At 69.7% G+C, this 8,483-nt stretch carries 5 protein-coding genes; 4 read left to right on the top strand and 1 reads right to left on the bottom strand.

Going from position 1 to position 8,483, the window contains the following annotated elements; all coding sequences use genetic code 11:
- The first annotated feature begins 186 nt into the window (after positions 1-186).
- Positions 187-1,422, top strand: coding sequence for a hypothetical protein (locus ACFY1T_RS17315; protein ID WP_390788889.1), 1,236 nt, complete (start codon positions 187-189; stop codon positions 1,420-1,422).
- A 37-nt stretch (positions 1,423-1,459) separates the two neighbouring features.
- Here the strand turns inward: ACFY1T_RS17315 and ACFY1T_RS17320 are convergent, their stop codons facing one another.
- The gene (locus tag ACFY1T_RS17320; RefSeq protein WP_390788877.1) at positions 1,460-3,310 is read right to left on the bottom strand and encodes a transglycosylase domain-containing protein; all 1,851 of its coding nucleotides are present in this window, start codon (positions 3,308-3,310) and stop codon (positions 1,460-1,462) included.
- Between the two features lie 543 nt (positions 3,311-3,853).
- Here ACFY1T_RS17320 and ACFY1T_RS17325 point away from each other — a divergent pair.
- From ACFY1T_RS17325 to ACFY1T_RS17335, 3 genes are all read left to right on the top strand, one after another.
- Positions 3,854-4,993, top strand: a complete 1,140-nt coding sequence (locus tag ACFY1T_RS17325; protein ID WP_390788878.1) for an amidase domain-containing protein — start codon at positions 3,854-3,856, stop codon at positions 4,991-4,993.
- 497 nt (positions 4,994-5,490) lie between these two features.
- Positions 5,491-8,163: a class IV lanthionine synthetase LanL gene (gene lanL / locus ACFY1T_RS17330; protein WP_390788879.1), complete on the top strand. Its 2,673-nt coding sequence runs from the start codon at positions 5,491-5,493 to the stop codon at positions 8,161-8,163.
- 43 nt (positions 8,164-8,206) lie between these two features.
- Positions 8,207-8,362: a VenA family class IV lanthipeptide gene (locus ACFY1T_RS17335; RefSeq protein ID WP_199813732.1), complete on the top strand. Its 156-nt coding sequence runs from the start codon at positions 8,207-8,209 to the stop codon at positions 8,360-8,362.
- Positions 8,363-8,483 lie beyond the last annotated feature (121 nt).

Here is an 8,483-nt window from a genome sequence, read left to right on the forward strand (position 1 = left end):
GGGTGAGGAGCCTCGGGTGCGGGAGGAGTGCCGACAAGTTCTATATTCATACGAACCATCCATACGCGGCCCGGCTGCGGGGATTTCAGGGGGACGACTGTGGCCGATACCGACACCGCTCCGGCTGCCCGGACGGAGTCCCGGAGTGCCCGCAAGGTACGCCGGAAGGCGCAGAACCGCAGACGCCTGGGCGTGGGCGTCGCAGTGCTCGCCGTAGCCGGGGCCACCGCCGGCGCGTTCGCCTTCATGGGGAGCGGTCCCGAGGGGGCCGCCCAGCACGATGCGAAGCTCGCGGCTCCGGGGGGTGCGGCCGACGGGGCCGCCGCCGCGAAGAAGGCCGAGGAGGCCTGGGACGGCAAGGTCAAGGTGTTGGGAGACGGCTCCACCTCCTACACCGGGCCGCAGCCTGGACAGCTCAAGCCCGAGCGGCTGAAACCCGGGGAGAAGCCGCCGCAGTTCGTGGTGTTCTCCTGGGACGGCGCGCTGGAGGGCGACGACCACCTCTTCTCCCACTTCCGCCAGGTCGCCCGCGAGAACAAGGCGCACATGACCTTCTTCCTCACGGGCATCTACCTGCTGCCGGAGAGCAAGAAGACGCTCTACCGGCCGCCGCAGCACAACCAGGGTTCGGCCGCCATCTCGTACCCGACCGTCCCGCACGTGAAGGGCACGCTGGAGCAGTTGCGGGGCGCCTGGGGCGACGGCGACGAGATCGGTTCGCACTTCAACGGGCACTTCTGCGGGCCCAAGGGCGGCGGGGACTGGAGCCCCACCGAATGGAAGAGCGAAATCGACCAGACGTATGCGTTCGTCAAGAACTGGAAGACCAACACCGGTTTCACCAAGGAGGCGCCGCTGCCCTTCGACCCGGACCGGGAAGTGGTCGGGGGCAGGGCGCCCTGCCTGGAGGGCCAGAAGAACCTCCTGACCGCGATCAAGCCGTACGGCTGGCGCTACGACGCGAGTTCCGCGGGGGACTTCCAGCTGTGGCCGTCCAAGCTGGACGGCATCTGGAACTTCCCCCTGCAGCTCGTACCGCTGCAGGGGAAGGAAGTGCAGGTCCTCTCCATGGACTTCAACTTCCTCTTCAACCAGTCGGGCGACAGCACGCAGGGCGACCCGGCGAAGTTCGCGGCGTGGCAGGCGCAGACCCGGGCCTCGTATCTGAACGGCTTCAACCGTGTCTACAACGGCAGTCGGGCGCCCATGTTCGTCGGCAACCACTTCGAGGACTGGAACGGCGGCATCTACATGAAGGCCGTCGAGGACGTGATGAAGGACGTCTGCCCGCGCCAGGACGTCCGTTGCGTGTCGTTCCGGGAGCTGGCGGACTGGCTCGACGCGCAGGACCCGAAGGTCCTGGCACAACTGCGCGGGCTCGACCCCGCGCAGGCGCCGGACTGGGCCTCGCTCATCAAGTAGAGCGGGCCCCGTGGCCGGGCAGCGTGCGCTGCCCGGCCTACTTCACCGACTTGATGTAGTCGCTCCACAGACGCACCGCCCGCTCGCTGCCGGGCGTGCCCGGGGCGTCGCCGCCCAGTCCCGTCAGCGGCAGCGGAACCAGGTCGGTGAGCGACATCCGGTAGACCACCACGGCCGTGGACTCCTGCTCGGTGCTCGCGACGAACCAGCCCGCCGTGTTCGCGGCCGTCGTTCCGGTCTTGCCCGCCGCCCCGGCGTGCGCCTTGCCCGCCGTCTTCGCCGAACCCTCGGTGACCGCGTCCCGCAAGGCGTCCGTCACCGCCTGGGCGGTCTTGGCCGTCACGGCCCGGGTCGGCTGCGGCGTGTCGAGCGGAACCGCAGCACCGTTGCGGCTGGCCGAACGCACCGAGTAGGGGTCGGTGTGCATGCCGTCGGCGGCGAAGGTCTCGTAGGCGCCGGCCATGCGGATCGCACTGGGCATCGAGTTCTCCCCGAGCGCGAACGCGGGAATCCGCGGCCCGAGGCTCGATCCGAGCAGGCCCGCGCGCTGGGCGAACGACTGCACCCCGTCGAGGCCCACGTCGAGACCGAGTTGCAGCATGGGAGTGTTGACGGAGTTGGCGACGGCCTGGCGCAACGTCACCTGGCCCCAGCTGCGGCCGTCGTCGTTGCGGCCCTTCACCACCTTGCCGCTGCGGTCCCAGTACGGCCCCTCGGGCGTCTGGACGGTGACCTGGTCGTCTCCGTTGTACGTGGTGGAGGGGGAGATGGGCGTACGGGTCTTGCCGCGTGAGCGCAGCACCCCTTCGTCGAGCGCGGCGGCGTAGACGATCGGTGTGAACGCCGTGCCGACCGGGATCGTCGTCGCGTTCGACTCGTTGAAGCCCTGCTTCAGATAGTCGGGGCCGCCGTACACGGCGAGCAGCCGCCCGTCGGTGGAGACGCTCGCCGCGCCGATCTTCGCGTTCTTGTCCGTGTCGGGTCGCCGCTCGGCGTCGAAGTCCTTCTGCGCCTTCTGGACGGCGGAGGTCAGGGCCGTCATGCGGGTCCGGTCGAAGGTCGTGTAGATCTGGTAGCCGCCGAGGTCGAAGTCGGAGTCGCTGATGTGGCCCGCCTTGACGGCATAGGCCTTGGCCAGCTCGACCAGATATCCGGTCTGCGCCCCGGGATTGCCGGGGAGGGCGGCCCCCAAGGGTTCGGGGAACGTGGTGTAGGTGGCGCGCTCGGCGCGCGAGAGCCGGCCGGTCTCGACCATGCGGTCCAGGATCCAGGACCAGCGTTCGACGGCCCGCTCGTGGTTCTCCTTGCCGACGGCCGGGTCGTACAGCCCGGCGCCCTTGAGGAGGGAGGCAAGGAAGGCGCCCTCGCCGGCATTGAGCTGCGAGACGTCCTTGCCGAAGTACGCCTGGGACGCGCGCTGGATCCCGTACGTCCCGCGTCCGAACCAGCTGGTGTTGAGGTAGTCCTGGAGGATCTGCTTCTTGTCCCTCTGGTTGTCCAGCTTCACGGCGAGCAAGAGCTCGGTGAACTTCCGGGAAAGCGTGCGGTCCTGGTTCAGGTAGGCGTTCTTCACGTACTGCTGCGTGATGGTGGACCCGCCCTGGGTCTCACCTCCCGTCGCCGCGGCGCCCAGGGCGCGCAGGACGCCGGCCGGTGACACTCCGGGATCCGAGTAGAAGCTCGAGTTCTCGGCGGCCAGAACGGCTCCCTGGACCGCGGGAGGCACCTTGTCCAGCGGCATCTCCTGCCGGCTGACCCAGCCCGTCCGGGCCATCGTGGAGCCGTCGGCCCAGTAGTAGACGTTGTCCTGCTGTGTGGCGAAGGAGTTGAGGTCTTCGGGTATGTCCGTGGTCGCGTAGGCGTACGTGACGAAACCCGCCAGGACCACGAACCCGTACAGGCAGGCGCCCAGCCACTGGCGCCAGGAGGGTATCCACCGGCGCCAGCCGCTGCGCCCCGGCCTCGGGAAGGCAGGTCGCAGGCGCCGCAGTTGTGTGCGCGCCGCGGCGACGGCCGGCGCGAGGGCGGCCGTCCGGCCGGCCGCCGCCCGGGGTCTACGGCGCGTCCCGGTCTTCCTCCGGCGGCCCGATTCGGCTCCGCCACTGCCTTCCGGAGCCGCCCGCCTGCCCCACGAGCGCCCTCTTTCGGACGTATCCTGCCTGCCCACTGGGAATGCCCCCTTGCTGTGCTTTCCCGCATACCCTAGAGGCACTTGCCGTGAGGTCGGTGTGGTGGCATCGGCTTCCGGCCGCGAGGGTCGGCGCCGGCGGGGGCAGGTGACAACCGGAGGCGGGCCGCCCTGCGCTCGGGGCGGATCCTGTCAGGTGACCGCCGATGAAGCGGAAGACGCCGAAGGGGCCGGGGAAGCCGCCCGGTTGTGCGAAGATTCCGTCCCCCGGTCCGTGTGGACCGGGTGACAAGGGGAAATGCAGTGATACCAAAGAGGTTCAGGCTTGCCGTCGGCGCAGCCTTGACCGTGACCCTGTCGTCCGCGACGCTGTTCGCCTACTCCGCGAGTGCGGGCTCCGGGCCCGAAGCAGCCGACCGCGCGACCGTCGACGCCTTCGCCCGCATAGCCGACGACGTGCTCTCGCAGCGCACCCGGGCTCTGGTCGAGGAGCAGCCGGGACACCGCAACTCCGGCCCGTCCTCGGCGAAGACGCGCATGTCGGCTCAGCTGAAGAAGGACGAGGACGCGGCGATCTCCTCGCTGCAGTCCCGCAAGACGCGCCTCGCGGCGCTCGGCGAGGCCTACACGGGTGCCACCACCCATGTCGCCGTGGACCGGGCCACGGTCACCGGCGGGAAGGCGACCGTCGAGGTCTCCGAGGACACCACGCTCACCTACAAGAAACTGCGCGGGGACGAGCCGGCCACGACCGACTTCCGGACGCGCTACGAACTGACCCTCACCAGCAAGCGGGGCGGTGCCTGGGAGCTGACCTCGATCAAGTCCCAGGACAACGGCCCCGTGGCGATCAACGAGCCCGTGGCTGCCAAGGCGAACGTCGCCAAGGACGACGGCAACCAGTATCCGGACGGCACGCCCGCCTCCACCAAGTACCCCGCCCCGGCGAAGCCCAAGGCGAAGACCGGCGGCGCGTACGACTACGCGGCCATGGCGAAGTACGCGGAGAAGTACTGGAGCAGCTACAACCCCGCGTACCGCAAGTTCAGCGGCGCGGGAGGCGACTGCACCAACTTCATCAGCCAGGCGCTCAAGGCGGGTGGCTGGAAGACCGTTCCGGGCTCGACGACGGACTACCGCAACTGGTCGTACGACGGCACCCGCCAGACGGACTCCTGGGTCGGCGCGAACGAGTGGGCGTGGTTCACGCTGTCCAACAAGAGGGCCGCCAACCTTGCCAACGTCTACCAGACGGATGTCGGTGACATCGTGCAGGTGGACTTCAACAGGGACGGGTCCAAGGACCATTCCATGATGGTCACGTACCGCAGCAACGCCGGAATGCCGTACCTGACGTACCACTCCACCAACACCTACCGTAAGTCGCTGGCGAGCATCATCGCGTCCTACCCGGACGCGATCTACTACGCGTACCGCACCTGACTGGTGCCCTTCGGCTTCTCCTGCCGCGGAACCCCCGCGGCAGGAGAAGCCGGCCAGGGTGATCGATCTCCGCACAACTCCCCCCTGCACAGCAGGGGCTTGTGGACCGGAGTCCCCTGGCCGACCGGTGAGGCAGAGGCGAGCGGCGCAGTCGAGCACTGCGGCACGGCCGGGCACGGAGGGTTTGCCGCGAGGGATGTGGCCACTGTTTCGCTTCAGCTCTCGTGAATCGAAACCACAGGTCCCGGGTATTCGAAATTGATAAACTTGGACTGTTTGTTCTTCCCGAAGATGGACGGCCATTTTCGAACAGGATGAGTATTTTCCATCCGGTGGCGCAAATGCGCCCCTCTTTTTGCGCCGGACTGCGCCATATCCAGGCCCAGCAATCCCGTGCGCTCGCTGATTCCAGTGACTTATGACGGGTGCTGGTTGTACGTTTCTTCTTACCGAAGGCATATTCCACCAGCGGTTCTTTCCGTTGAGGGGGGACTCTCATGACGAGTCACGCGACCGAAGTCGACCTGGAAGATCTGCTGCACGAGGCGCTCCGGGCCACCGGTGAGGGCGAACTTTGGACGGCCGATGCGGACGAGATGTGGTGCCGCCTCACCCGCCCGTCCGGGACGGTGCGCCGGCAGGGTTGGAAACTGCACGTGTCCGCGACGGCGGCCTCGGCGCCGGAAGTTCTCGAGAAGGCCCTGCACGTACTGTTGCGCGAGGAATCGGCATTCAAGTTCGTGCGGTCGACCGAGCAGGTGGGCGCGCTCAACTCGCGTGCCACGCCTCGGGGAAGCTCGGGGAAGTTCATCACCGTGTACCCGTCCTCCGACGGCGATGCCGCCCGGCTGGCCCTTGCACTGCACCGGGCCACCGCGGGTTTGACCGGCCCCCGGATTCTGTCCGACCAGCCGTACGCACCCAACAGTCTGGTGCACTATCGCTACGGTGCTTTCGTCGGCCGGCGGCGGCTCTCCGACCAGGGCCTGCTGGTGTGGTTCATCGAGGACCCGGACGGAAATCCCGTCGAGGACAAGCGCACCGGGCAGTATTCTCCGCCCTCTTGGGCGGTCAGTCCGTTTCCCGCCTCAGTACCCCTTCCACCGCGGCAGGAGAAAGCCGCGAACCGCCCCGTCCTGCTCGGCGGCCGGTTCTCGATAAGGGAAGCGATCCGGCACACCAACAAGGGCGGCGTCTACCGCGGCACGGACGTCACCACGGGCGCGCCCGTGGTGATCAAGGAAGCCCGGCCGCACGTGGAGGGCGACGCGGACGGCTCCGACGTCCGCGACTGGCTGCGGGCCGAGGCCAGGACGCTGAAGAAGCTGACGGGTACGGGACTGGCGCCGGAGCCGCTCGCGATGTTCGAGACGGGCGGGCACCTGTTCCTCGCCCAGGAGGAAGTGCCGGGCGTGCCCCTGCGCACCTGGGTCGCCGAGCGCTTCCGCGACGTCGGAAGCGAACGCTACCGGCCGGACGCGCTGGCCCAGGTCGCACGCCTGGTGGACCTGGTCGCGGCGGCCCACGCCAACGGCTGCGTACTGAGGGACTTCACGCCGGGCAACGTCATGGTCCGCCCCGACGGCGAACTGCGCCTCATCGACCTGGAACTCGCCGCCCTGCAGGACGACGACGTGCTCCCGACACGCGTGGGGACACCCGGCTTCAGCGCCCCCGAGCGCCTGCAGGACGCTCCCGTCTCCCCCACGGCCGACTACTACAGCCTCGGCGCCACCGTGTGCTTCGTCGTCGCCGGGAAGGTACCGAACCTGCTGCCCGAGGAACCGGCCACGCGGCCCGCGGAACAGCGGTTCGCCCAGTGGCTGGCCGCGTGTACCGCGACACTGCACCTGCCGGACGACCTGACCGAGATGATCCTGGGGCTGATGAAGGACGATCCCGGCGAGCGGTGGGACCCCGCCAGGGCGCGTGCGGCTCTGCGCGGGACGGGGCCGTCACGGCCGGCCCGCGCCGCTGCCGGAACGGCGCGGACGGACGGGCCCGATGCCGCGACGCGGGCCGCGGTCGCCGGGATGGTGGACCACCTCCTGGATTCGATGACCCCGGACGACGACCAGTGGCTGTGGCCCGTGTCCACCCGGGCCGGGGAGACCGACCCCTGCACCGTGCAGCAGGGTGCGGCGGGCGTACTGGCGGTGCTGACACGGTACTTCGAGCTCACGGGTGACCCGCGCCTGCCCGGTCCGATCTCCACCGCGGCCCATTGGATCGCCGCCCGCGCCGACACCCGTTCCATACGTCCCGGCCTTCACTTCGGCGGCCGCGGAACCGCCTGGGCGCTGTACGACGCCGGGCACGCACTCGGCGACCGCGCGCTCAGGAGCCGGGCGGTGGCCCTGGCTCTGGCCCCGCTGGAGTCGACACCCAGCCACGACATCACCCACGGCTGCGCCGGCAGCGGACTGGCCGCCGCCCACCTGTGGCACCGCACGGGCGACACGCGCCTGGCCGAACTGGTCGTCGACGCCGCCGACCGGCTGGCCGCCGCCGCACAGCCCGAGCCGTCCGGCGTGAGCTGGCCCGTCCCCGCCGAAGCCGTTTCCGCGGAAGCCGGAAAACGCTACCTGGGCTTCGCCCACGGAACCTCCGGCATAGGCTGCTTCCTCCTGGCCGCCGCAGACGTCTCCCACCGGCCGGAGGACCTGCGACTGGCCGTGGCGGCCGGAGAGCACCTGGTGGCCAACGCCGTCATGGTCGGGCGGGCGGCCCAGTGGCCGGCCCAGGCCACGGACCCGCCCACGGCCCCGTACTGGTGCCACGGTTCGGCGGGCATCGGCACCTTCCTGGTCCGGCTCTGGCAACGGACCGGCGACAAGCGGTTCGGTGACCTCGCCCGGGGAGCCGCACACGCCGTCGTCGAGCGCGCCTCCCGCGCCGCCCTCGCCCAGTGCCACGGGCTGGCGGGCAACGGGGACTTCCTCCTCGACATGGCCGAGGCCACCGGGGACCCCGCCTACCGCACGATGGCCGAGGAGCTGGCCCGCCTCATCGTCTCCGAACGGGCCCACCGCGACGGCCACGTCGTCTTCCCCACCGAGTACGGAGACGTCTCCACCAGTTGGAGCGACGGGTCCGCAGGAATTCTGGCCTTCCTCCTGCGGACCCGCCACACAGACCCCCGGCACTGGATGATCCGGCAGCCGGGCTGAGCGGCAGGGAACCTGCCGCCACCGCACAGAGAAGGAGAAAGTCATGGAGAACCACGACCTCGAACTGCTGGCTCACCTGCACGCCCTTCCGGAGACCGACCCGGTCGGCGTCGACGGAGACCAGTTCTCCGGCACGTGTGCCTGCGTCGGCCTGCTGACGCTCCTCAACACCATCTGCATCGGCATCAGCTGCGCCTAGCCGAGATCCTCCGGCCGGGGGGGGGGCCCCGCCCCCCCCCCCCGCCCGCCGGAAAGGCCCCGCGGCCCGCCCGGCAGCCGGACAACACCCCCCAGAACACGGCTCGTCCCAGCACCCCCCG

Source organism: Streptomyces sp. NPDC001194 (assembly GCF_042896985.1).
Classification (GTDB): domain Bacteria; phylum Actinomycetota; class Actinomycetes; order Streptomycetales; family Streptomycetaceae; genus Streptomyces.